The following is a 23,441-nucleotide window of genomic DNA, read 5'->3' on the forward strand; positions in this document are numbered from 1 at the left end:
TACCTGCCGTCCGGATCGTCCTCGTCCACGCGCCCCGCTCGATCAGCCGCGACGGTCGCCGTCGCTCGCCCTGGCTGCCAAGAAGTCGTCCACGAGTCGTGCGCAGTCGGCGGTGCCGATCGGTTCGAGCCCGACCAGCCTGGCGAAGACGATCGGGCCGACGAGCTGGGTCAGCGCGAACGTCACGTCCGGATCGCCGAGTTGGGCGCGCACGTCCGGATCGCCGAAGAGCTGGTCGAACGGCTTGCGGTACTGCTCGATGAGCCGCCTGCGCAGCGAGGTGAAGTCCGGACCCGCCCCGGATTCGCCGCGCTCGCCGGTGGCCAGCCACGCCAGCGTGGATATCTGCAACGGGGCCTCGTTCACGACCGCCGCCTGCCTGCTGAGCAATTCGATCAGCCGTTGCCGCAGCGGACCGGCGGGCGGCGCCTCGATCACCGGGGGGAGCAGACGCTCGAGCGTGGCGGCGCGCAACTGCATGGCGTTGTCGAAGTGCCGGTACAGCGTGGTGCGCGCGACCTTCGACATGGTTGTGACGGCTTCGACGGTAACCGCTTCCAGCCCACCGGTTCGCAGCAGCGCGGTGGCGGCGTCGAGCAGTCTGGCGCGGGAGCGCGCCTTGCGCGGGTCGACGTCGTCGTCACGAGGGTCGGCGGCACCGGTCATGGGTCGAACATTCCTCTCTCCGCCGCGCCTATCGCCACCCGGCCCACTTATGATACTGATAGTAGCGTAGCGATACTGACAGTTTTGTTCAGCCCGGGGAGGCGCCGTGGAGTCCACCACGACACGTTTGTCAGCCGCTCAGCGATGGATGTTGACGATCTCCTGCCTCACCGTGGCGTTGGTGATCGCGTCGATGGCGGCGCTGTACACCGCGTTGCCGGAGATCGCCGCCGCGACGGGCGCCAGTCAGCAGCAGCTCACCTGGGTCGTCGACGGGTACACCCTGGCGCTGGCCTGCCTGGTTCTCCCCGCGGGCGCCCTCGGCGACCGCTTCGGGCGGCGCGCCGTGCTGGTCATCGGTCTGTTCGTCTTCGCGGCGGCCTCGGCGGCCCCGGCGCTGCTGCACACGCCCGGCTGGTTGATCGCGGGCCGGACGGCGGCCGGAGTGGGCGCCGCTCTCGTCATGCCCTCGACGCTGTCCCTGATCACCGCCGGATTTCCGGAGTCACGCCGGGGCAATGCCGTCGGGCTGTGGGCGGGTGTCGCCGGTGCTGGCGCGGTGCTCGGCATCCTCGGCTCGGGCCTGCTGCTGGAGCAGTGGTCGTGGGTGTCGATCTTTCTCGCCATGGCCATAGCGGGACTGGTGCTGATGATCGCCGGTTTCACGCTGCCGGAGTCGGTCGACCGGGATCGTCCAGGGCTGGACGTGTGGGGGGCGGTCACCTCGGCCGCGGCCGTCGGATCACTTGTGGTGGCGGCGATCACGGTACCCGAGCGCGGATGGGTGGACCCGGTGGTGATCGGCGCCGCCGTCGTCGCGGTGCTGGCGGCCGTGGCGTTCGGCATGATCGAGAAACGGGTGGCACACCCACTGCTGGATCTACGTCTGTTCGCCGATCGAGGGTTCGGCTCCGGCACCGCGTCGGTGACCTTGCAGTTCTGCGTATGCTTCGGGACCTTCCTGCTGATGGTCCAGTTCCTGCAGCTGATCCTCGGGTACCGGCCGATCGTGTCGGCGCTGGCGATGGCGCCGATGATGGTGCCGATGGTGGCGGTCTCGGCGGTGGCGCCGCGCCTCGCCGAACGGGTCGGGTTGCGGCTCCCGATCGCGGGCGGGCTGGTGATCATCGGGATAGCGCTCGTCGCGCTCTCCCGGGTCGAGGTCGACACCACTTACGTCGACCTGCTCTGGCCGTTCCTGATCATGAGCACCGGCACCGGCCTGTGTACCGCGCCCGCGACGGCCGCGATCATCGCGGGCACCCCGGTGGAGAAACACAGCGTCGCCGCCGCGGTGAACGACGCGGCGCGCGAAGTGGGCGCGGCGGTCGGCATCGCCATCGCCGGCAGCATCCTGGCCGCCGGGTACAGCCACCGCGTCGCACCCGCCCTGCCCCAGCTGCCCGAGCAGATTCGCGAACCGGTCGGCGACTCGCTGGCCGCGGCGCTGCAGGTCACCGAGCGAATCGGCCCGCAAGCCGCGCCCCTGGCCGACTTCGCCGAATCGGCCTTCGTGCACGGCGCTCAGCAGTCCGCGCTGGCGCTGGGCATTGTCACCTTCGTCGCCGCGGCCCTGATCGGGGTGTGGGCGCCGGGACGCTCACGCGCGACGGCGAAACCGGCGCCGACTCGACCGGAGACGCGACCGACGACGACACCGTGACGACCGCGCGCCGGTGACACCCGCACGACCGATCACACGACGACCGTGCAGGATTCGCGCCGGGCCTAGACCAGGTCGGCGTTCCCGTCGATCACCTTGAGGTGGTAGTGGAACCGGTTGACCCGCCACCCCTGCGATGTGCGCTCGACGCCGAGGGAGTAGCTGCCGACGAAGGTACGGGTCTTGCCCTCGGTCGCGGCATTCTTGACGTGCACCGCGATGGCGTCCGCGTGCACGCGCGCCGCGTCGCCGTCCAGATCGATGAGATGGTTGCCCGACTGGTGGTGCACCCCGTCGAGGTCGGCGAGCCCGGTGCGCCAATCCGCGATGATGTCGGCGGTGGCACGCTCCCCGACCGGCCCGCCGAAACCGCCGTCGAAATCGACGGTCGGCGTGAACACCTCCGCCGACAAGTCTTCCCAGCGCTTCTGGTCGGTGTACACGAACATCTTGGTGATCACATCGACGATGGCGAGCCGGTCGGCGAGAGTGGAAATTTCGGACATACGCCGACCTTAGTCGGCGGGCCCGCCCTATGCCTTGCGGACCACCCCGCCGAGCAGCACCAGCCCGGTTTCCGGCAGGTCGTCGCCGAGCCACTGTTGCAGGGGAACCACACCGGGCTCGAGTATCTCGAACCCCTCGAAGAACGACTCGACCACGGCCGCAGACCGATAGACCACCTGGGCCGAGGATTTGGCGGTATCCGACGACGACTGGTCGATGAAGTCCGAATTGCTGTCGTCGGAGCCGTGCGTGAACGCCAGATAGCTTCCCGGAGCCATGATTTCCCGCAGCCGAGCGACGATCTCGGCCGGGCCTTCGTCGTCCATCACGAAATGCAGGACCCCGACGAGCGTGATCGCGACCGGCTCGTCGAAGTCGATCGAACCACCGCTGCGCAGCCGGTCGATGATGTCGTCCGGACGGCGAACGTCACCCAGCATCGCCGTCACCCCGTCCGCTTGCGCCAGCAGGGCATTGCAGTGCGCGTAGACGACCGGGTCGAAATCGACGTACACCACCCGCGCCGAAGGGTCGGTCTTGTGGGCGACCTCGTGCACGTTCGGCGACGTCGGGATACCCGCGCCCAGATCGATGAACTGCCGGATCCCCGCCTCGGCGGCCGACTGGACCGCACGCACCAGGAACTGGCGACTGAACCAGGCCAAGGTTCGGGTATCCGGGGCGATGGACAGCATGCGGTGCGCGACCGCCCGGTCCACCTCGTAATTGTCTTTGCCGCCCAGGAGATAGTCGTATACCCGCGCGGAGTTCGGCAGGTTCGGATCGACGCCGCGCGGTGCTCGCTCCATGCCGGACACCGTACCTCCCGATCGCCCCGATCATGATCCTAACAAAACAGTCGCGGGCCGTCGCCTCGGTTCTCGGCCCTGAAAAGGCACTCGCGTATCGAATGACATTGCAGGGAACGTTGTTTCAGGCTCTGTCGAGCACGCGCGCACGGACTCACTCGCCGACCGCCGCTAGCAACTCCGTTCGCGCCATCAGCTCATCCGCCACCGGGCGGGGACGGCGACCCAGACCACACGCGCAAGCGAGGCCGTCGATCGGACGGCCCAGCGCGTTCTCGATGATCCGCAATGTCTCCGTCTGCTGTGCCTCGGTAGGAACGTCGTGCACGAACCCCGCGTAGAAATTCGTACCGGCATCGAGGGCCAATTTCGCCAAAGGCGCATAGAATTCGGCTTTCTCCGATGGAGGTACGTCGCCCGCCGCGAGCGGACCGTGCACGTATTCCAGGACGCGCCCCCGCGGCCAATGACCGACGACGGAATTGGCCAGATCGACCAGCGGCCGGGCATCGCGCAACCGGCCTCGTGCCTTGTTGCGCAAACTGCCGAGGCACAGGTGCACCCCGAAACGGGTACCTTCGGGGGCGGCCGCGGCCAGGGCCGCGATCCCCTCCCCCAGCCCAAGCACCCGATCGGTCAGCCGGTGCAACGGCTGTGACTTCGCCATGAGCACCAGTTCCGCGGTGGCTTCCAGCTGCACGACGACGTCGTCACCGGCGAGCTCGCGAATGGCCGTGATGTCCCGCACGGTGGCGTCGAGGAAGGCGCGTCGATGCCGCCGCACGCCGGCGGCTCCCATCGCGATGAACGTCAGCGTGAAATCGGTCGGCATGCCGATCTGGAGTGCGAGACCGGGCAGGTCGTGCTCGGCGCGCAGTGCCCGAAAGATCGGCAGCGCCTCCTCGGCCTCGCCGAGATAGCCGAGATCCATGGCTTCGCTGGGCAATTCGGCGCCCCGCGCCACGCGGTGGATCGTCCGCTGCCTGCTCGAGCCCCATGTCCCCTGCTTCTTCACCGCCAGGACCCCTTGGTCGACCAGGTCTTCGATGATCGGCTGGATGTAGAACTCGTAGCGCCGGGTCTCCCCCGTCGGCAGGGTACGCAGTCGCGTCCCCGCACTGTCCAGCATGGCCCGCATCGCGACGTCCGTGCTTTCGGCCGGAAAACTTCCGACGAAGTGCACCGTCCGCGTACCCGCCCCTTGTCCCGTCGCACCCACGTTTCCGCGCTCCTTGTCCGTCGCGTCGTCTCGGACATCCGCTGTCCCGAAGCGATATCGGGCGCGGCCGAGTACACGCGTGCGGCATCAACTATGCGATAGCCACGGAACATTGTGCGCGGTATCGCCGTTCGCCGGGCAACCAGCGGCACGATCCGCCGGGACTGGCGGCATACGGCCATGGGCAGCACTCGCGATCGACGGCGTTCACGAATATCCGGAGCCCGTTGGCGTCCGAGGCAGCACGTGGGTCGCACACCGAAATCGCCTGCTGGAAAATGTTTTACGGACGCCACGCGTGACCGGATCCGGCGTCCGCGGGTATTGCGCGCGGCGAAGTTCACGCATAGCCTGCGTCGCGTGCGAACCTCGCTACGGTCGATCGCCGTGTCCGCGGCGGCCATACTTCTCTGCCTGACACCGAGCACTGCCCACGCCGAAGACACCGCGCCGGGTCGTTGCACAGCGGTCTCCATCCCCGTTCCGCTCGGAGAGATGGCCGGATCCTTGTGCACCCCCACGGCGCGCGCCACCGACACCGTCATGGTGCTGATCGCGGGTTCCAACTACAACGCCACGTACTGGGATTTCCCCTACGCTCCGGAGACCTACAGCTTCCGGCCGGCGATGAACGCCGCGGGCATCGCGACGCTGGTGGTCGACCGGCTCGGCAACGGTGCGAGCACCCGCCCACCGAGCACGCAGGTGACGGCGACGGTCTCCGCCCGCGCCCTGCACGACATCGTCCGGTCCCTGCGCGCCGGACTTGCGGGCGCGCCCCCGTTCGGCAAGGTCATCACCGGAGGTCATTCCCTCAGTTCGGGCATCGATGTCCTGGAGGCGACCACCTACCAGGACGTCGACGGCGTCCTGCTCACCGGTTACTCCCACGCGCTCAACGTGTCCGAGGTGCTCGGCGTCATCTCCACCTACCACCAGGCCGCCGAGGATCCGCAATTCGCTGGGCGCGGTTACGACGCGGGCTATCTGGCGACGCGGCCCGGTACCCGCGCGGCCGATTTCTTCGCTCCCGAGACTGCCGACCCCGAAGTTCTCGCGGTGGACGAGGCCACCAAGGAGGTCTTCTCGCCGACCGAGTATCCCGACGGCCTGACCTCCACCCTTCCCCCGATGAGCAACTTCATCGATGTCCCGGTTCTCGTCGTCAACGGCAGTCGGGACCGGCTCTCGTGCGGCCCCGCGTACGCCGTCTGCGCGGATGCCGAGACATTGCGCGCCACCGAAGCGCCGTTCTTCGGCCCGGCGGCGCGACTGCGCACCTTCGTGCTGCCCGGCAGCGGGCATTCGGTCAATCTGGCGCGCAACACCGCCGAATACCGGGCCGCCGTCGTCGACTGGGTGCGTTCGATCGGGCAGTGACCGGCCGTTCCGCCCGGCAGCCGCGTCCGTAGGCTGGAGTCCCTATGACACGACGTGCTCCTGATTCCTGCCCGGGCGTACTGCGGCTGCACGAGGCGGCCGACGGGCCGTTGGCCCGGATCCGCGTGCCCGGCGGTCGCCTGGAGCCCGCACAGCTACAGGCACTGGCGGAGGCCGCGCACGACCTGGCGGACGGCCACATCGAGCTCACCTCGCGCGGCAACGTCCAATTGCGCCGGGTGAGCGATGCCGCAGCGTTGACCGACCGGCTCGTGGCCGCGGGTCTCCTGCCGAGCACCACGCACGAACGGGTGCGCAACATCATCGCCTCGCCGCTGTCCGGCCGGATCGGCGGCCTGGCGGACGTGCGCCCGCTGGTTCGCGCGCTGGACACCGGCTTGCTCGCGGCGCCGCGGCTGGCCGACCTGCCCGGCCGGGTGCTGTTCACCCTCGACGACGGACGCGGCGATGTCAGCGGCCTCGGCCCCGACATCGGCGTGCACGCGGTCGGGGCAGACGAGTTCGCGCTGCTGCTGGCGGGCGGCGACAGCGGCCTGCGGCTGTCCGCAGCCGACGCTGTGGACGTCGTACTCGCCGCCGCGCAAGCATTCCTGGATCTGCGCGGCGCGGACCCCGGCCGGTGGCGGCTGCACGAGATCGAACACGGCGCCGAACGCGTCATCGATCGCCTCGGCTCGGCACCGAGCGCCGATGAACTCGAATTCCCCGCCACACCGGACATTCCGATCGGCTGGCTGGAGCAGGACGACGGGTCGGTCGCCCTCGGCATGGGCGTTCGCCTCGGCTCCCTGCCCGCCCGCACCGCCGAATTCCTCGCCGCGGTCGAACGACCGGTCTTCCTCACGCCGTGGCGCAGCCTGGTGGTCACCGACCTGCCGGAGTGGACCGCCGAGCAGGTGGTGCGCGTGCTCGCGCCGATGGGCTTGATCTTCGACGCCGACTCGCCCTGGCTGCTGGTCAGCGCCTGCGCCGGGCAGCCGGGCTGCGCGAAGTCGCACACCGACGTCCGAGCCGACGCGGCGGACGCCGTCGGCGCAGGCCGGGTGCTGCCGGGGCCCGCCGATCCGCTCGACCTCCCGCGGACGATGTCCGCCGCGGATGTCGCGGTGGCCGGCCGCCAGCACTGGTCCGGCTGCGATCGTCGCTGCGGCCGCCCCCAGGGGGAGGTCACCGACATCGTCGCCACGAGCGAGGGTTATCGCGTCGACCGGCCGCCCCGCGTTCCCTGAGATTCCGGCAGGTCACCCGCCATGGATCTCGAGGGTGCAGCATTTGACGGAGCCACCAGCTTTGAGCAGCTCGGACATCTCGATCCCCACCGGATGGTAGCCACGGGCACGCAAGGCTTCACTCAGGTCGGTGGCCGCGCTGCTGAGGAAGACGTTCGCGCCGTCGCAGACCCCGTTCAGCCCGAGCACCGCCGCGTCGGCGTCGGTGGCCACGATCGCGTCGGGGTAGAGCTCCGCCAGCACCGCGCGCGCCGCCGGGCTGAAGGCGGGCGGGTAGTAGGCGATGGTCGCGGCGTCCAGCGGAAGCAGCACCGTGTCCAAGTGGTAGAAGCGCGGATCGACCAGTTCCAGCGACACCACGGGCAGACCGAAGTGGCGCGACACCTCCTCGTGCGCGGCAGGTGAGCTGCGGAATCCCGTTCCGGCCAGGAGCCGGTCGCCGACCAGGAGGAAGTCGCCTTCGCCTTCGTTGCATTCCGCGGCGGCCACCAGGTTCGCCACGCCGGACCGGGCGAACCAGGCGTGGTAGGCCGGGCCTTCCGCGGCACGCTCGGGGTGCGTGAAGCGAGCCGACATGGCGCGGTCGCCGACGATCAACCCGCCGTTGGCGGCGAACACCATGTCGGGCAGGCCCGCGACACCGGGCACCACCTCCACGGTGTGCCCGTGTTCGGCGTAGGTGGCGCGCAATCTCTCCCACTGCGTGATGGCCAGCGAGCGGTCGACGGGCTCGGCGGGATTCATCCAGGGATTGATGGAGTAGGTGACGTCGAAGTGGTCGGGACGGCACATCACGAACCGGCGCGGCGACGAACGGCGGGCGGTGGACTCGAGGGGGAGGGTGGCTACAGACGTCAACGGAACTCCCGGCAGTGAGCGTGGACTTTCAGCTGTCATGACGGTAAGTCGCCTAGCATTGCGCTAGAAATGACGATTCATTGCGTATGGAAGGCAAAAATCAGCGAATTGTTGTGCAAGGCGAGAGAAGGTGTGACGTGGACGACCTCGACCGGCGGATTCTCGAGCAATTGCTGAAGAATGCGCGGGCTTCGTTCCAGGAGATCGGCGGCGTGGTCGGATTGTCCGCGCCCGCGGTGAAACGGCGAGTCGACCGGCTGGTGGCGGGCAAGCAGATCACCGGGTTCACCGCGCTGGTCAATCCCGCCGCGCTGGGCTGGAAGACGGAGGCGTACGTCGAGGTGTACTACCGCGACAACATCTCCCCGGCCGAACTCAAACGCAGTCTCGAACCGATCCCGCAGGTGGTCGGCGTGTGGACGATCGCGGGCGAGGCCGACGCGCTGGTGCACGTGATGGCCACCGACATGGCCGAGATCGAGGTGACCGTGGAACGGATCAGGGAGAACGCGCGCGTGGGGCGTACCCGCAGCGCCATCGTCATGTCCCGGATTCTCGAGCGTCCGCGGACCTGATCCGGCGGCCCCGCCCCTCGGTGTCCGGCCGCCGGGCCCGGGATGCGAAGCGCCCGACCCGGACCGATCTGTCCGGACCCGCACCCATATGGTGGACCGCATGTCCGACGTACGTGCCAGCTATCTGACCGACGGGGCCGAGATCTACCGTCGCTCGTTCGCGACGATCCGCGCCGAGGCCGACCTGAGCGGATTCCCGCCGGACGTGGCGCAGGTGGCAGTGCGGATGATCCATGGCTGCGGTCAGGTGGATCTCGCCGCGGACATCGCCTTCTCCCCCGGCGTCGTCGCCTCGGCGCGGGCAGCGCTGCGCGCGGGCGCGCCGATTCTCTGCGATGCCACCATGGTTGCCTCCGGCGTGACCAGGAAACGACTGCCCGCCGACAACGAGGTGCTGTGCACCCTCGCCGACCCGCGCGTGCCGGAGTTGGCCGCCGCCAGGGGCACGACCCGCTCCGCCGCCGCGCTCGAACTGTGGCGCGACCGTCTCGACGGCGCCGTCGTCGCGATCGGCAACGCGCCCACGGCGCTGTTCCACCTGCTCGACCTGCTCGACGCGGGAGCGCCCCGGCCCGCCGCCGTGCTCGGCATTCCGGTCGGCTTCGTCGGCGCGGCCGAATCGAAGGACGCGCTGATCGAGTTCGGCGGCGTCGAATACCTCACCGTGCGCGGCAGGCGCGGCGGCAGCGCCATCACCGCGTCCGCGCTGAACGCGATTGCGAGCGAACAGGAATGAGCACTCCGGGCAAGCTGTGGGGCGTCGGACTCGGTCCGGGCGATCCGGAACTGGTGACGGTCAAGGCGGCCAACGTGATCGGCGCGGCCGACGTGATCGCGTTCCACAGCGCGCGCCACGGCCGCAGCATCTCCCGCCGTATCGCGGCGCCGTACCTGCGCCCCGGCCAACTGGAAGAGCATCTCGTCTACCCGGTGACCACCGAGACGACCGACCATCCCGGCGGTTATCAGGGTGCGATCGACGAGTTCTACGAACAGGCCGCCGAGCGGCTGGCCGAGCACCTCGCCGCGGGCCGTTCGGTCGCGCTGCTCGCCGCGGGCGACCCGCTGTTCTACAGCTCCTATATGCACATGCACCGGCGGCTGGCCGACCGGTTCGAAGCCGAGATCATCCCCGGCATCACGTCCGTGAGCGCGGCGTCGGCGGCGCTGGGCACACCGCTGGTCGAGGGCGAGCAGGTGCTCACCGTGCTGCCGGGCACCATGCCGGTCGACGAGCTCACCCGGCGGCTGCGCAGCACCGACGCCGCCGCGATCATGAAACTGGGACGCACGTATCCCGGTGTGCGCCAGGCTCTTACGGATTCCGGCCGACTCGCGGGCGCGTACTACGTCGAGCGCGCGAGCACCACCGAACAGCGCGTGCTGCACGCGGGCGCGGTGGACGACGCCGAGGTGCCCTACTTCGCCATCACCCTCGTGCCGGGTCCCGAGCCGACCACGCCGCTGCCCCGCCTCGAAGAGGAGACCGTTCAGCGTGACCGCGATGCCGAGGGGGTCGGTGAGGTCGTGGTGGTGGGCCTGGGTCCCGGCGCGCCCGAGTGGACCACCGACGAGGTGCGCGCGGCATTGGCAGAGGCGACCGACCTGGTCGGCTACACCACCTATTTGAACCGGGTGCCCGAACGCCCGGGCCAGCGTCGTCATCCCAGCGACAACCGGGTCGAGTCCGAGCGCGCGGCCATGGCCTTGGACCTGGCCAAGCGGGGCGCGCGGGTCGCGGTCGTCTCCTCGGGGGATCCCGGCGTCTTCGCGATGGCGGCGGCGGTGCTGGAGGAATCCGCCGACCCGCAGTGGCGCGCGGTGCCGGTGCGGGTGCTGCCCGGGCTCACCGCGGCCAACGCGGTGGCCAGCCGGGTGGGCGCGCCGCTCGGGCACGACTACGCGATGATCTCGCTCTCCGATCGGCTCAAGCCGTGGGAGGTAGTGGCGCAGCGCCTTTCGGCGGTCGCTGCGGCCGACATGGCGATCGCGATCTACAATCCGGCATCCTCGCAACGCACCTGGCAGGTGGGCGCGATGCGGGATCTGCTGCTGGAGCATCGCAAGCCCGACACGCCCGTCGTCATCGGGCGCGACGTCGGCGGGCCCACCGAGTCGGTCCGGGTGGTGCCGCTGGGCGACCTCGACCCCGCGGAGGTGGACATGCGGACGCTGCTGATCGTCGGCGCGTCCACCACCACGGCGCTGGAAACCGGTACGGGCACCCGGGTCTTCACCTCCCGCCGCTACGGCCGCACGCGCGACGCGACCGCCGGCGACGCGTAGTATCGCCTGACGCACCGAAGCAGATCGGAGGGACCTTGGCCGCGACACTGTCGGAGCTGACGCTGCGCGCCCGAGCCTTGGAGGCCAGGGCCACCGCGAGCGAACAGGCACTCGACGAACAGGGCGAGGTCCTCAACGAACTCGCGGTGCTGACCAGGAAGACGCTCGACGGCATCGGCCGGATCGACCTGCGCGCGGAAACCCTCGGCGAAGCCGTCGGCGAGCTGAGCCAGGACGTCGGAGACCTGCGCGAGAATGTGGGCGAACTCAACCGCAGGGTGACCGTGCTCGAACAAGGACAGGTCCGTCTGGAACAGGGCCAAGCCGCGCTCGCTCGCGGCCAGGCGCAGCTCGAACAAGGACAGGCACGGCTGGAGCAGGGAATGGCGCAGGTGCTCGCCCGGCTCGACAAGCTGACCGGCGACGCCTGACCCACCACGTTCCGGTAACATTCCATTATGGAATGTTGAGAGCGAAGGGAGCAGTCGTTGACCAACACCGCGACCAAGCGCAAACCACTGAACTCGACGGCGGCGTCGTTGCTCGGATTTCTGCACGAAGGCGCGATGTCGGGATGGGATCTGGTGACCGAGGCCCAGGAGCGCATCGGCGACTTCTGGACCATCACCCAGAGCCAGGTCTACCGGGAACTCGCCACCATGGACGCGGCGGGACTCGTCGAGAAGGGCGAGACCGGCGCCAGGGAGCGCACCCCCTACCACATCACCGACGCGGGCCGGGAAGCGTTCCTGGAATGGGTCGTCCGCGATCCCGGCGGGGAAACCATCCGGGTGCCGTTGCTGCTCACGCTCTCCTTCGGCGAGCATCTCGATCGCGATCGGCTCGACGACATCATCGCCGCCAACCGGGAGATCCATCAGGCTCGGCTCACCCGGTATCTCGCCGAAGACCCGGAGGGTAAGACCGCATTCGCCCGCGCCACGTTGGATTTCGGGATTCGCTACGAGCGCACGGTGCTGGACTGGTTCGATCATCTGCCGGAAATTCTCGGCGGCTGATCTCTCCGGCTCGTCGCGAGCCGGAACGTCTCAGCCGCGCCGGGCTCGCCGGATGCGCAGCCAATCCAGCGCTTGCGCAGAGGATTCCACGATCCGCGCGCCCTCGGGCAGCGGCGGGCGGTCCACCACGACCACCGGGATGCCCGCGGCGCGGGCGGCGGCGAGCTTGGCCTCCGTCTGCTCCCCGCCGCTGTCCTTCGTGACGAGCGCGTCGATCCGATACTCCGTGAGCAGCCGCGCTTCGTCCTGCACCGCGAACGGCCCACGGGCGAGGAGCAATTCGTGCCGCGGCGGCAGCGCGCCCTCCGGCGGGTCGATGGCACGAATCAGAAACCAGGGCCGGTCGAGTCCCGCGAACGCGTCGACGCCTTGTCTGCCGATGGTCAGGAACACGCGCTCGCCGAACGTGCCGACTGCCGTCGCGGCCGCGGGGAGATCAGGCACACGCATCCAGCGGTCCCCTGCCTGCTCGACCCACCTGGGCCGGCGCAGGTGCAACAGCGGCACACCCGAAGCTCGCGCGGCGACTGCCGCGTTGGCGCTGATGGCCGCCGCGAACGGATGGGTGGCGTCGACCATCGCGGCCACGTCGTTGGCCGCGAGCCAGGCGCGCAGTCCTTCGGCGCCCCCGAAGCCGCCGACGCGGACCTCGCCCTCGGGCAGCAAGGGTGCGCGCACACGACCGGCGAGCGAGGACACGATCTCGAATCCTCGCTCGCCGGAAGCGATGTGGGCCAGCTCCCGCGCTTCCCGGGTGCCGCCCAGAATCAGAACTCTCAGGGCTGGCCGCTGAAGTAGGCGATACCCGCGTTCAGCAGCGACGGCCCGCCCGCGACGGCCAGACCGATCAGCGCGCCGAGCACCGCGCCCGGCAGGATGCCGACACCGAAGAACACGATGCCGATGGCGGCGCCGATCAGGCCGCCGACCAGAGCGCCGAGCGAGGCGCGCTGCAGTTCGGCGAAGAACCACTCCTGCGCGCCGATGAACTCGGCGGCGACCGGCGCGTTCGCGGTCGGCGCGACCTGCGGCGTCAGCGTGAGCTGCCTGCCCTCGTCGGCGACGGCCGCGGCGATCCGGACCTCCTGCCCCTTGGCCGTCGCGGTGAGCGGAATGCTGGTGACGGTCTCGCCCGCGGAGTTCTTCAGTGTGACCGCCCGGTTGTCGGTGTCGACGCTGAACGCGCCACCGGTCACGCTGGTGACCACCGACTTGCCCGCGTCGGTGAGTTGCAGCGCGTAACCGACGCCCTGATCGCTGCCGGTGACGGTGGGCGCCGCAGCGGCCTGGTCCTGCACCGCGGGCGGCACCGGGGCGGCGTAGGAAGTACCGGCGGCCACTCCGGTAGCGGCGACAGCCAGCAATGCGGTAGCGGCGAACTTCTTGTATCTCATCTATCTCCCCAACAGGAATCGGATTTCCGATCAATGATCGGAACTCGGCCCCGACCCTACCGCGTGACCGGTAACGTGTTCACGCCTCCGCGGGGAAGGATCGCGCGGTCTTCACCACCGACCATTGTGTGACCGGAAGCTGCGGACGCCAGGTGGTGAAGGAGCCCAGTGGTTCTCCACGATAGATCTGGAACTTCCGCAATATGCCGCCCTGGGCGTTCGACCAGTTGAGTAGCAACGATTCCGATTCCGCTGTGACCGCGTTCGCGACGAGCCTGCCGCCCTGACGCAACTGCGCCCAGCATGTCTCGAGCACGCCATCCTGAGTCAGGCCCCCACCGACGAAAATCGCGTCGGGCGCGGCGATTCCGGTATCGGCGGCGAGTTCGCCACGCACTTCGCCGCGCACCTGGATGTGCGGCACGCCCAGAACCGTGGCATTGTCGGCGATCTGGCGTCGCCTGCGCTCGAGCCGCTCGAACGCGACGGCCCGGTTCCCCGCATGCGCCCGGCACCATTCGATGGCGATGCTGCCCGAACCGCCGCCCACATCCCACAGCAATTCCCCGGGCGCGGGCGCCAGGGTCGCCAGCGTCAGCGCGCGGACCTCGTGCTTGGTGAGCTGGCCGTCGCCGCCGAACAATTCGTCCGGCAGTCCGGGCAGGCGAGTGGCGCGCGGCCGGTCCGGGTCGGCCGAGCAGGTGATCGCCACGACGTTCAGCGGGTCGCCCGGCGGGTGTTCCCACTGCTGCGCGATTCCGGCGCGGCGCCGTTCGGCGGAACCGCCCAGTTGCTCGAGTACCGTCAGCTCCGAACCGCCGAAACCGTGGCCCCCGAGCAGTCGCGCCAGATCCCGCGGTGTGTGCTCGTCGGCGCTGAGCACCAGCAGCCGCCTGCCGTCGGCCAGCTCGGGCAGCACCGTCGCCAACGGACGCCCGACCACGCTGACCACCGGTGTTTCGGCCAGCGGCCAGCCGAGGCGGGCGCAGGCCAGGGAGGCGGAAGACGGTTGCGGCAGCACCCGCAGCGCCTGCGCGCCCAGCAATCGAGCCAAGGTGACGCCGATTCCGTAGAACATCGGATCGCCGCTGGCCAGGACGCACAACCGCGCCCCGCCATGCCGTTCGAGCAGGCCGGGCAGCGCGGGCAGTAGAGGCGACGGCCACGTCACCCGGTGCGCCGCCACGGTGGGCGGCACGAGCGCGAGCTGGCGCACGGAACCGAACAAGACCTCGGCGTCACCGACGGCCTCCCGCGCGGCGCGACCGAGGCCGTCCCAGCCGTCGGCGCCGATGCCGACGACCGTGACCGGTTTTCCTGTCCACGACCCGGGCGCGGCGCTCATCGGGGCATCCGGCGCCAGACCGGTTGTGGCAGCAGTCGCATCGCGAAGAACACCGGCCGCAGGATTCCGGGCACCCAGACTCGGCTCGCGCCCCGGCGCAGACCCTTGACCACCGCGTCGGCAACCTGATCCGGCGTGCTGGAGAACGGCGCCGGGGACATCCCCTCGGTCATCCGCCCGATCACGAACCCGGGACGGACCAGCAGCAACCGCACGCCAGTGCCGTGCAGGGCGTCCGCGAGACCGGAGGCGAATCCGTCGAGTCCCGCTTTGGCCGAACCGTAGACGTAGTTCGCGCGCCGGACCCGCACACCGGCGACCGAGCTGAACACGACGATCTGTCCCGCCCCTCGCGCGCGCAAAAGATTCGCCACCGTGGTGAGAACGCCGGCCTGGGCGACGAAGTCGGTATGCAGGATCGCCGCCGCGTGGGCGGGATCCCGCTCGGCGCGCTGCTGATCGCCGAGCACACCGAAGGCGAGCACCGCGATCCCGATCGGCCCGTGCTCGGCGGCGATTTTTTCCAGCAACGCCGGATGACCCGCCATGTCGTCGGCGTCGAATTCGACGGTGTGCACTTCACTCGCGCCCGCCGCGGTGATCTCCGCGCGCTGCTCGTCCAATTCGCCGCTGCGCCGGGCCGCCAGAACCACCGCTCGTCCCGGCGCCAGCCGTCGCGCCACCTCGAGTCCGATCTCGCTCCGCCCGCCCAGCAGCAGCACGGTCCCGTCGGACAAACCACGCGTTCCCATGCGCCTCAGTCTGTCATTGGCACGGGCGGAGCTCGTCATCGCGCACCGGCGCGGTTCGGGCTGGTGCGGCGGGGGCGGGCGCCGACGGCTACGGTCGGAGGATGCCGACGAGTACTGCTGAGCTCTCGCCCGCCGCCCTCGAGTTCGTCGCCGAACGGCACCTCGCCACGCTGACGACCTTGCGTGCGGACGGAACGCCCCATGTGGTGGCGGTGGGATTCACCTGGGACCAAGAGGCCGGGATCGCGCGCGTGATCACCAACGACGGGTCGGTGAAGGTACGCAACGTGCGCCGCTCCGGCTACGCGGCGGTCAGCCAGGTCGACGGCATCCGGTGGCTCACGCTGGAGGGCCCGGCCACTGTGCTCGAGGCACCCGACGAGGTGGCCGAGGCGGTCGAGCGGTACGCGGGTCGTTATCGCGTGCCTCGGGAGAACCCGACCCGCGTGGTGATCGCCATCCAGGTCCGGCGCGTCCTGTCCAGCAGCACGCTGGTCGCACCGGCCGGGGACGGCGCGGCGGGCGGTAACGGCGCGGGCGCTTAGCGCCTCCGCCGGACGCCTGTCGCGCCGCCGTCAGCCGTCGATCACAGCACCGTCAGGCCGTGCGGCCGCTTGTTCAGGGATTCACCGCCTTCGTCGGTGACGATCACGATGTCCTCGATGCGCGCGCCCCACTCGCCGCGGAAGTAGATGCCGGGCTCCACGCTGAATGCCATGCCGGGCTGCAGGACGAGGTCGTTGCCCGCGACGATGTAGGGCTCCTCGTGCACCGACAGGCCGATGCCGTGTCCGGTGCGGTGCACGAATGCGGGCCCGAAACCGGCTTCGGTCAAGGGGTTTCGCGCCGCGTCGTCGACCGCGGCCGCGGTGACGCCCGGGCGGACGGCCGCGACCGCCGCGGCCTGCGCGCGTTCCAGCTCGGCGAAGCGGGCGGCGATCTCCGGATCGGGCTCGCCCAGGACATAGGTCCGGGTGGAGTCGGAGTAATAGCCGGGTTCGACCGGGCCGCCGATGTCGACGACCACCACATCGCCTGCCTCGATCCGGCGCTCGGACACGCCGTGATGCGGGTCCGCCCCGTGCGGACCGCTGCCGACGATGACGAACGCCGCCTCGGTGTGCCCCTCGGCCACGATCGCGGCCTCGATATCGCGGCCGACCTCCGCCTCGGTACGCCCCACCTGCAAGAACTCGCCCATCCGCGCGTGCACCCGGTCGATCGCCGCACCCGCCCGGCGCAGCGCGTCCACCTCGGCCGGGTCCTTGATCATGCGCAGTTCGCGCAGGACGGGAGTGGCGGACACCGGCAGGCCGGTGAACGACTCGGCCAGCGGCAGCAGATGCAGTGCGGGCATGACATCGGCCACGGCCACCCGGGAACCCACGTGCAGCGCAGACTTCACCAGCGCGTACGGGTTGGTTCCGTCGACCCAGTCCAGCACTTGCAGACCCAGTTCGCCCGCCGCGGAGCCCTCCAGCGACGCCAGCTCCAATTTCGGGATCACGACCGACGGCGTCGCACCGTCGGCGGGGATCACCAGGCAGGTCAGTCGCTCGAACGACTCGGCCGCCGAGCCGATCAGGTAGCGCAGGTCGGGGCCGGGAGTGATCAGCAGGGCATCGAGGTGGGCGGCCCGCATCAGCTCCACCGCCCGCTCCAGCCGTGCACCGTAGACGTCCGCCGCGAACCTCGAATCCGTATGCGAGCTCATTCGTCCGACGTTACCCGCCGGGCGGGCCCGGCGAACGCCGAACTTCGCCAGGGTGGTGTCGGTGCGACCGAGTAGCCTCAGCCCGTGACCTCTGCTTCCGGTGGGCCCCTGCTGCTGTTGGACGGAGCCAGTCTGTGGTTCCGCGCCTTCCACGCCATCCCCGACAAGATCACCGCACCCGACGGCCGGTCGGTGAACGCGCTGCGTGGTTTCACCGACATGGTGGCGTCGCTGATCACCCGGTTCGCTCCGAGCCGACTGGTGGTGTGCCTGGATCTGGACTGGCGCCCGGCGTATCGAGTCGAGCTGGTCCCGTCCTACAAGGCACACCGGCTGGACACGTCGCCCGATGCCGCACCCGGCGCCGAGACCGTTCCCGACAGGCTCACCCCGCAGGTCGAGATGATCCTCGAGGTGCTCGACGCCGCAGGGATCGCGACCGGAGGGGCGGAGGGCTTGGAAGCCGACGACGTGCTGGGCACCCTGGCGACTCGTGAGCGCACCGACGAGGTGGTCGTGGTCAGCGGCGATCGTGACTTGCTGCAACTGGTCCGGGACGAGCCCGCGCCACCGGTACGGGTGTTCTACGCCGGACGGGGGCTGGCCAAGGCGGAATTGTTCGGCCCGGCCGAGGTGTCGGCGAAGTACGGTGTGCCGCAGCGGAACGCAGGCCCGGCCTATGCCGACATGGCGACGCTGCGCGGCGACGCCTCGGACGGATTGCCCGGCGTGGCGGGCATCGGCGAGAAATCCGCCGCCGCCTTGATCTCCCGTTTCGGCTCCCTGGACGCCCTCGTCGCGGCCGTCGAGGACCCCGGCGCCGACCTGTCGCAAGGCGTGCGTGCCCGGCTGCGCGCCGCCGAGGACTACTTGAAGGCCGCCGCACCGGTCGTGCGGGTGGTCTGCGACGCCGAGGTAGCCCTGTCCCGCGACGACGTCCTCCGCACCGAACCGGCCGACCCGGCCCGCCTACACGCCCTCGCCACCGCCTACAACGCGGAAAGCCCGGTCACCCGCCTGATCACGGCACTCGCCACCCGCACCGCCTGACCCGGAAGCTGGTCGCACCCGTCGCGAAGAGCCATCCGATGCGCAACCGAGCACTCGACGTTCGGACTCGCGGCTCGTGGCTGCCGAACGAGAGCGGCATCCGCTCTGACACCCGCCCCGACCAGCATCGGTGTCCGCTACCGAAGCCATCGGCGGCAGTTGCACGCGACCACTCCTGCTCACCCCCGTCTGCACTACCGTCGCCGAAACCACTCTGAGGTCCGCCACCAATCGGCGGTATGGCTTCCCTCCGCTGGCGAAAGCGAACGCCGAGGTCCGCGCGCGGCCTGACACTCCCAGCTCACCTCTGCCACAGGTTCCGAGCGAAGCGAGACCGAGCATCCGCCGTCCGCGGCCCGGCTCGCGCAAAAACGAGCCATCAGAGGGCCGCGAACACCCAGCGCCGCGGGCGCTGGAGAAACGAACACAGCTCAGCTGGGGCGACCGACCTCGTAGGTGCCGTCGTCCTTGGTGATCTTGATGCTCACCTTCTTGGCCTCGCCGCTGACCTTCACGCTGCATTCGAAGGTGGCGTCGACCTTGACTTCCTGGCCGGAGGGGCAGGAGACGTCGCTGATGTCCTGGATGCCGTAGGAATCCGACAACACCTTCTTCACGCCGTCCTGCACGGCGGCCTGGTCCAACTGGTCCTTGGCGGTCAACACGAGCACGAGCGCGACGATCGCGCCGACCACGGCGACACCGAGCACCGACAGCCCGATGATCAGGCCTTTGTTCTTGCCGCCCTGCTGCGGAGGCTGCTGTCCGGGAGCGCCCCACTGCTGCTGCGGCTGCCCCCACTGCGGCTGCTGCCCCTGCTGGCCCCAGTCCTGCTGCTGCGGTTGGCCCCACTGCGGCTGCTGGCCCTGAGCGGGCTGCTGGCCCCACTGCGGTTGCTGCGGTTGCTGCGGCTGCTGGCCCCACTGCTGCTGGGGCTGTCCCCATTGCTGCTGAGGTTGCTGCTCACCCCAGTGCTGGGTCGGCTGCGCCGAGGCCGGGGTCTGCGGCTGACCGCTCCACTGCTGCGTGGGACCGGACCCGCCCGGCGCCTGCTGTCCACCCCACTGCTGGGTGGGATCGTTGCGTCCCTCCCCGGGGTCGTTCGGTCCGTAAGGGCCGCTCATTTGCTTGCCTCCACTCGCATCGTTGTACACACGGTAGCCCCCCGCGTGGGCCTCGTCGCATGACACGACTACTCCGCCACGGTCGGTACGCGAAAGAAATCAAATCACAATCGAATCCGCCGTGTTGATATTGCCGCCCGCCGCGTGCCCGGCGCTCACGCCGCTCAGGCGGCGTCCACCGCCACGACGCCGCGCCGGATCGCCCGCACCGCCTTGGCCGCGGTGGCGGCGACCTCGAGATCGTCGGCGGTGCCGTGGATCTGATCGAGCAGATCGATCACCTGCCTGCACCAACGCACGAAGTCACCGGCCGACAGCGGCGAGCCTTGGTCGCCGCTGGCGAGCAACGACTCGGCCAACCCGTCGCCGCGCGCCCATTTGTAAATGCCGTCGACGAAACCGAGATCGGGTTCCCTGGTCGGCGGCAGCTTGTGTCGCGCCTCGTCGGAGCGCAGCTCGGACCAGACGCCGATGGTCGCGCCTACCGCGCGCCGGATCGGAGCCGTCGGTCCGGTCGCGCCGAGATAGCCGCCCTCCTGGCGGGATTCGTACACCAGGATCGAGACCACACCGGCCAGTTCGGCCGGGCCGAGACCGCGCCACAACCCCTTCCTCAGGCATTCCGCTACCAGCAGATCGCTTTCCGCGTAGATGCGCGCCAACCGGCGTCCGTCCGCGGTCACCTCGCTCTCGTGCACGAATCCACGTTCCTCCAGCAGACCGAGGATCCGATCGAACGTGCGCGCCAGCGAATTGGTGGTCGCGGCAACCTTCTGGCGCATCGCCTCCGTTTCGCGCTGCAACCGGTTGTAGCGCTCGCCGATCCGGGCCAGCTGCTCGCGATCGGGCCTGGAGTGCGCCGGATGGGCACGCAGGCTCCGGCGCAAGGTGGCCAGTTCCCGGTCGTCGGCCGCGGCGGACTGCCTGCCGCGACGTGGCCTGCCCGGCACCGAGATTCCCGTGCTGCGCAGCGCGGAGGCCAGGTCGCGGCGGATGCGCGCGGTGCGGTGATCCACCCGGCGCGGCAGCCGCATGTGCCCGAGCGCCTCGGCGGGCACCGGGAAGTCTGCGACCGAAACCCGTCCGGCCCACTTGTCCTCGGTGAGCACCAGCGGCCGCGGATCGCCCGGCGTCGCGTCCGGCTCCAGGATCACCGCGAGCCCGGCGCGGCGGCCGGACGGAATCGCCACCACGTCACCGCGCCGCAGCGCGCCGAGCGCGTCTACGGCGGCGCCGCGCCGGTCGGCACGGCTCTGCTGGGCCAACTGCCGCTCCCGCTGCCTAATCCGCTCACGCAGCGACAGGTACTCGAGGAACCCGCCTTCGGCACCGCCGAGCTGGTCGCGCAACTTGCGCAGCGCTCCCTCGTTGCGCTCGATGCCGCGCACCAGCCCGACCACCGACCGATCCGCCTGGAACTGGGCGAACGATCGCTCCAGCAGGGCGCGCGACTCGTCGGCACCCATCCGATCGATGAGGTTGATCGACATGTTGTAGCCCGGCCGGAACGAGCTGCGCAGCGGATAGGTACGCGTCGAGGCCAGGCCGGCGACCGCGCTGGTGTCGACCTCTGGCTGCCACAACACCACCGCGTGACCTTCGACGTCGATGCCGCGCCGCCCCGCACGCCCGGTCAGCTGGGTGTACTCCCCCGGCGTGAGCTCCGCGTGCGACTCGCCGTTGAACTTGACCAGCCGTTCCAGCACCACCGTGCGGGCGGGCATGTTGATGCCGAGCGCCAGCGTCTCGGTGGCGAAGACGGCACGCACCAGCCCGTTGACGAACAGCTCTTCGACGGTGTGCCGGAACGCGGGCAGCATCCCGGCGTGATGCGCGGCGAGGCCGCGGTGCAGCGCCTCACGCCACTCCCAGTAGCCGAGCACCTCCAGATCGGCCTTGGGCAGATCGCCGGTGTGCTTGTCGATGATCGCGTCGACCTCGTCGCGCTCCTCCGGCCGACTCAGATCCAGCCGCGAGCGCAGGCACTGGGCGAGCGCGCCGTCGCATCCCGCCCGGCTGAAGATGAACGTGATCGCGGGCAGCAAGCCCTCTTCGTCCAGCTTGGCGAGCACCTCCGGCCGCGGCAGCGGGCGGAAATCCCGGCGCGGGCCACCGCGGCCGTTGCGCGGGGCGCCCCAGCTGTTCATCCGGTCGGCCGCCTCACGGTGGCGGATGAACCGCACCAGGTCTTCGTCGACGAGCACCTTCTGCTCGGTGGATTTGGTGTCGAACAGGTCGAACATCCGCCGTCCCACCATGACGTGCTGCCACAGCGGAACCGGCCTGGTCTCGTCGACCACCACCGCGGTGTCGCCGCGCACGGTCTCCATCCAGGCGCCGAACTCCTCGGCGTTGCTCACCGTGGCCGAAAGGCTGACCAGCCGCACGTCCGGGGACAGGTGCAGGATGACCTCCTCCCACACCGCGCCGCGGAACCGGTCGGCGAGGTAGTGCACCTCGTCCATCACGACATAGGAAAGCCCGCGCAGCGCGTCCGAGGAGGCGTAGAGCATGTTGCGCAGCACCTCGGTGGTCATGACGACCACCGGCGCGTCGGGATTGATCGATTGGTCGCCGGTCAGCAGTCCGACCTGGTCGCGGCCGTGACGCTCGGTGAGGTCGGCGAACTTCTGGTTCGACAGCGCCTTGATGGGCGTGGTGTAGAAGCACTTCCCGCCCGCCGCCAGCGCCAGGTGAACGGCGAACTCACCGACGACCGTCTTTCCCGCGCCGGTGGGGGCACAGACGAGTACGCTGTGGCCTTCTTCGAGCGCCGCACAGGCTTCGCGCTGAAACGGATCCAGCCGGAACTTCAGCTCGGCGGAAAATGCGGTCAACTCGCCCGTCTGCGACCGGTCAACTGTCACTCGTCAGAGCGTATCGGAGTAGTCCACACCGGTCGTGCGGATTTCTCCGCGGGCGTACCGATCGACCCGGCCGGATCGATCGGTGACGGGGCGCCGAGTTCGGAGGCCTCCTCGTCCGACAGCGCACCCCAGCCCTCGCGCTCCTTGCGCGCCCGGCGCAGGTCGTTGACCCGGGAGAACTGGATCGCCACCTCGAACAACACCGTCAACGCCAAGGCCAGCGCCAGCATCGAGAAGGGATCCTGCGGAGTCACGATCGCCGCGAAGACGAACAACCCGAAGGTGATCCCCCGCCGCCACGCCTTCAGGCGCTCGTAGGTCAGCACGCCGACCAGGTTCAACCCGACGATCAGCAACGGCGTCTCGAAACTCACCCCGAAGATGATCAGCAACTGGATGATGAACGAGAAATATTGCGACCCGCTCAACGCCGTGATCTGCACGTTGTCGCCGATGGTCAGCAAGAAGCTCAACGCGTGCGCGATCACCACGTAGGCCAGCACCGCGCCGGCGGCGAACAACACCGTGCCCGAGGAGACGAACCCGACCGCGTACTTGCGCTCCTTCGCGTACAGCCCCGGGGTGATGAACGCCCACAACTGGTACAGCCAGATCGGCGCCGCCAGCACCACGCCTGCGGTCAGGCCGACCTTCAACCGCAGCGTGAACTGCTCGAACGGCGCGGTCGCCAGCAGACGGCACTCGCCGTCCGGGGTCAACGACGCACGGGCCGACGAGGGCAGCGAGCAATACGGCCCGCGCAGGATCTCACCGAGGCTCTCGATCCCGAGGAACCCGTGCCCGTACCACAGGAACCCGAGCACCGTCGTCGCGATCACCGCGGCGATCGACACGAGCAACCGGTAACGCAGCTCCTGCAGATGCTCGACCAACGACATGGTGCCGTCGGGATTGGTCCTGCGCTTACTGCGCCGCGGATCGAACGGGATTCGCATGGTTGGT

The 23,441-nt window shown here is 69.7% G+C and carries 22 protein-coding genes and 1 pseudogene; 10 read left to right on the forward strand and 13 right to left on the reverse strand.

The features are described 5' to 3' along the window. Positions 1-42 precede the first annotated feature (42 nt). Entirely contained in the window at positions 43-666 is a 624-nt protein-coding gene (locus ACIHAX_RS20080) for a TetR/AcrR family transcriptional regulator (RefSeq protein ID WP_397278977.1), read from the reverse strand. A 148-nt stretch (positions 667-814) separates the two neighbouring features. Between ACIHAX_RS20080 and ACIHAX_RS20085 the strand changes: the two genes are divergently transcribed. Then, on the forward strand, positions 815-2,329 hold the full coding sequence (locus tag ACIHAX_RS20085) for an MFS transporter (RefSeq protein WP_397278979.1): 1,515 nt from the start codon (positions 815-817) through the stop codon (positions 2,327-2,329). A 65-nt stretch (positions 2,330-2,394) separates the two neighbouring features. Here ACIHAX_RS20085 and ACIHAX_RS20090 read toward each other — a convergent pair whose 3' ends face one another. The 3 genes from ACIHAX_RS20090 to ACIHAX_RS20100 all read right to left on the reverse strand — a co-directional run bounded on the left by ACIHAX_RS20090 (position 2,395) and on the right by ACIHAX_RS20100 (position 4,864). After that, positions 2,395-2,835, reverse strand: coding sequence for a nuclear transport factor 2 family protein (locus tag ACIHAX_RS20090; protein WP_355077603.1), 441 nt, complete (start codon positions 2,833-2,835; stop codon positions 2,395-2,397). A 27-nt stretch (positions 2,836-2,862) separates the two neighbouring features. After that, positions 2,863-3,645 carry an SAM-dependent methyltransferase gene (locus ACIHAX_RS20095; protein WP_355077601.1) on the reverse strand — a complete coding sequence of 261 codons (783 nt, stop codon included), beginning with the start codon at positions 3,643-3,645 and terminating at the stop codon, positions 2,863-2,865. Positions 3,646-3,799: 154 nt separating this feature from the next. Further along, positions 3,800-4,864, reverse strand: coding sequence for a hypothetical protein (locus tag ACIHAX_RS20100; protein ID WP_364428254.1), 1,065 nt, complete (start codon positions 4,862-4,864; stop codon positions 3,800-3,802). A 495-nt stretch (positions 4,865-5,359) separates the two neighbouring features. Between ACIHAX_RS20100 and ACIHAX_RS20105 the strand changes: the two genes are divergently transcribed. Continuing rightward, entirely contained in the window at positions 5,360-6,244 is an 885-nt protein-coding gene (locus ACIHAX_RS20105) for an alpha/beta hydrolase (RefSeq protein WP_397278982.1), read from the forward strand. Positions 6,245-6,288: 44 nt separating this feature from the next. Then, positions 6,289-7,494 carry a precorrin-3B synthase gene (gene cobG, locus ACIHAX_RS20110; RefSeq protein WP_397278984.1) on the forward strand — a complete coding sequence of 402 codons (1,206 nt, stop codon included), beginning with the start codon at positions 6,289-6,291 and terminating at the stop codon, positions 7,492-7,494. Between the two features lie 12 nt (positions 7,495-7,506). On the opposite strand, the gene ddaH is transcribed toward cobG, so the two are convergent. Then, a complete protein-coding gene (gene ddaH / locus ACIHAX_RS20115) occupies positions 7,507-8,391 on the reverse strand; it encodes a dimethylargininase (RefSeq protein WP_355077594.1) in 885 nt (294 codons plus the stop codon). Between the two features lie 98 nt (positions 8,392-8,489). Between ddaH and ACIHAX_RS20120 the strand changes: the two genes are divergently transcribed. The 5 genes from ACIHAX_RS20120 to ACIHAX_RS20140 all read left to right on the forward strand — a co-directional run bounded on the left by ACIHAX_RS20120 (position 8,490) and on the right by ACIHAX_RS20140 (position 12,232). Continuing rightward, positions 8,490-8,927, forward strand: a complete 438-nt coding sequence (locus tag ACIHAX_RS20120) for an Lrp/AsnC family transcriptional regulator (RefSeq protein WP_043726335.1) — start codon at positions 8,490-8,492, stop codon at positions 8,925-8,927. 100 nt (positions 8,928-9,027) lie between these two features. After that, a complete protein-coding gene (locus ACIHAX_RS20125) occupies positions 9,028-9,663 on the forward strand; it encodes a precorrin-8X methylmutase (RefSeq protein ID WP_355077592.1) in 636 nt (211 codons plus the stop codon). Next, complete coding sequence (cobJ, locus tag ACIHAX_RS20130) at positions 9,660-11,213, forward strand: precorrin-3B C(17)-methyltransferase (RefSeq protein ID WP_397278987.1); 1,554 nt, start codon at positions 9,660-9,662, stop codon at positions 11,211-11,213. Before ACIHAX_RS20125 ends, cobJ begins: the two co-directional genes overlap by 4 nt. A 35-nt stretch (positions 11,214-11,248) precedes the next feature. Further along, a complete protein-coding gene (locus ACIHAX_RS20135) occupies positions 11,249-11,644 on the forward strand; it encodes a hypothetical protein (RefSeq protein WP_397278989.1) in 396 nt (131 codons plus the stop codon). Positions 11,645-11,701: 57 nt separating this feature from the next. Beyond that, positions 11,702-12,232, forward strand: a complete 531-nt coding sequence (locus ACIHAX_RS20140) for a PadR family transcriptional regulator (RefSeq protein ID WP_397278991.1) — start codon at positions 11,702-11,704, stop codon at positions 12,230-12,232. Positions 12,233-12,262: 30 nt separating this feature from the next. Here the strand turns inward: ACIHAX_RS20140 and ACIHAX_RS20145 are convergent, their stop codons facing one another. From ACIHAX_RS20145 to ACIHAX_RS20160, 4 genes are all read right to left on the reverse strand, one after another. Next, a complete protein-coding gene (locus tag ACIHAX_RS20145) occupies positions 12,263-13,012 on the reverse strand; it encodes a cobalt-precorrin-6A reductase (protein WP_364428581.1) in 750 nt (249 codons plus the stop codon). After that, positions 13,009-13,626 (reverse strand): hypothetical protein, encoded by a 618-nt coding sequence (locus tag ACIHAX_RS20150; protein WP_355077585.1) that lies wholly within the window; start codon positions 13,624-13,626, stop codon positions 13,009-13,011. The genes ACIHAX_RS20145 and ACIHAX_RS20150 overlap by 4 nt, the downstream gene beginning before the upstream one ends. 79 nt (positions 13,627-13,705) lie before the next feature. Next, the gene (gene cbiE, locus ACIHAX_RS20155) at positions 13,706-14,971 is read right to left on the reverse strand and encodes a precorrin-6y C5,15-methyltransferase (decarboxylating) subunit CbiE (protein ID WP_397278993.1); all 1,266 of its coding nucleotides are present in this window, start codon (positions 14,969-14,971) and stop codon (positions 13,706-13,708) included. Next, complete coding sequence (locus tag ACIHAX_RS20160) at positions 14,968-15,723, reverse strand: SDR family NAD(P)-dependent oxidoreductase (protein ID WP_364428277.1); 756 nt, start codon at positions 15,721-15,723, stop codon at positions 14,968-14,970. Before ACIHAX_RS20160 ends, cbiE begins: the two co-directional genes overlap by 4 nt. Positions 15,724-15,824: 101 nt before the next feature. Here ACIHAX_RS20160 and ACIHAX_RS20165 point away from each other — a divergent pair, with 101 nt between their 5' ends. Next, positions 15,825-16,268 (forward strand): PPOX class F420-dependent oxidoreductase, encoded by a 444-nt coding sequence (locus ACIHAX_RS20165; RefSeq protein WP_355077580.1) that lies wholly within the window; start codon positions 15,825-15,827, stop codon positions 16,266-16,268. 41 nt (positions 16,269-16,309) lie between these two features. Here ACIHAX_RS20165 and ACIHAX_RS20170 read toward each other — a convergent pair whose 3' ends face one another. Continuing rightward, positions 16,310-17,437 (reverse strand): Xaa-Pro peptidase family protein, encoded by a 1,128-nt coding sequence (locus ACIHAX_RS20170; RefSeq protein WP_356962069.1) that lies wholly within the window; start codon positions 17,435-17,437, stop codon positions 16,310-16,312. A gap of 84 nt (positions 17,438-17,521) precedes the next feature. Between ACIHAX_RS20170 and ACIHAX_RS20175 the strand changes: the two genes are divergently transcribed. Next, positions 17,522-18,487 (forward strand): 5'-3' exonuclease H3TH domain-containing protein, encoded by a 966-nt coding sequence (locus tag ACIHAX_RS20175; RefSeq protein WP_397278996.1) that lies wholly within the window; start codon positions 17,522-17,524, stop codon positions 18,485-18,487. Positions 18,488-18,918: 431 nt separating this feature from the next. Here the strand turns inward: ACIHAX_RS20175 and ACIHAX_RS20180 are convergent, their stop codons facing one another. From ACIHAX_RS20180 to tatC, 3 genes and pseudogenes are all read right to left on the reverse strand, one after another. After that, positions 18,919-19,611, reverse strand: a complete 693-nt coding sequence (locus ACIHAX_RS20180; protein WP_379251734.1) for a DUF4333 domain-containing protein — start codon at positions 19,609-19,611, stop codon at positions 18,919-18,921. Between the two features lie 164 nt (positions 19,612-19,775). Next, entirely contained in the window at positions 19,776-22,478 is a 2,703-nt protein-coding gene (locus ACIHAX_RS20185) for a DEAD/DEAH box helicase (protein WP_397278999.1), read from the reverse strand. A 3-nt stretch (positions 22,479-22,481) separates the two neighbouring features. Further along, a pseudogene (tatC, locus tag ACIHAX_RS20190) lies at positions 22,482-23,434 on the reverse strand (twin-arginine translocase subunit TatC). Positions 23,435-23,441 lie beyond the last annotated feature (7 nt).

Origin of the sequence: Nocardia sp. NPDC051929 (assembly GCF_044548645.1) — a bacterium.
Lineage (GTDB): Bacteria > Actinomycetota > Actinomycetes > Mycobacteriales > Mycobacteriaceae > Nocardia > Nocardia sichangensis.